Source organism: Klebsiella sp. 1SOBk10mer (genome assembly GCF_046602535.1).
Classification (GTDB): domain Bacteria; phylum Pseudomonadota; class Gammaproteobacteria; order Enterobacterales; family Enterobacteriaceae; genus Klebsiella; species Klebsiella quasipneumoniae.
This window is the reverse complement of the sequence record NZ_JBKIUP010000072.1, coordinates 1-322: the sequence shown is the minus strand read 5'-3', so window position 1 is coordinate 322 and position 322 is coordinate 1. Positions and strand designations below refer to the sequence as shown.

General features: G+C 47.2%; 1 tRNA gene. It reads left to right on the top strand.

What is annotated here, in order from left to right:
* The first annotated feature begins 64 nt into the window (after positions 1-64).
* Positions 65-140 (top strand) — tRNA-Glu (locus ACLH1I_RS26690).
* The last annotated feature ends 182 nt before the right edge of the window (positions 141-322 follow it).

The following is a 322-nucleotide window of genomic DNA, read 5'->3' as shown; positions in this document are numbered from 1 at the left end:
AGTGCTCACACAGATTGTCTGATGAAAGTAAAGAAGCAAGGCGTCTTGCGATTGAGACTTCAGTGTCCCCTTCGTCTAGAGGCCCAGGACACCGCCCTTTCACGGCGGTAACAGGGGTTCGAATCCCCTAGGGGACGCCACTTGCTGGTTCGTGAGTGAAAGACGCGTGCCGAACTATCTCAAAACTCATCTTCGGGTGACGTTTGAGATATTTGCTCTTTAAAAATCTGGATCAAGCTGAAAATTGAAACGACACACAGTTAATGTGTGTTCGAGTCTCTCAAATTTTCGCGACACGATGATGTTTTACGAAACATCTTCG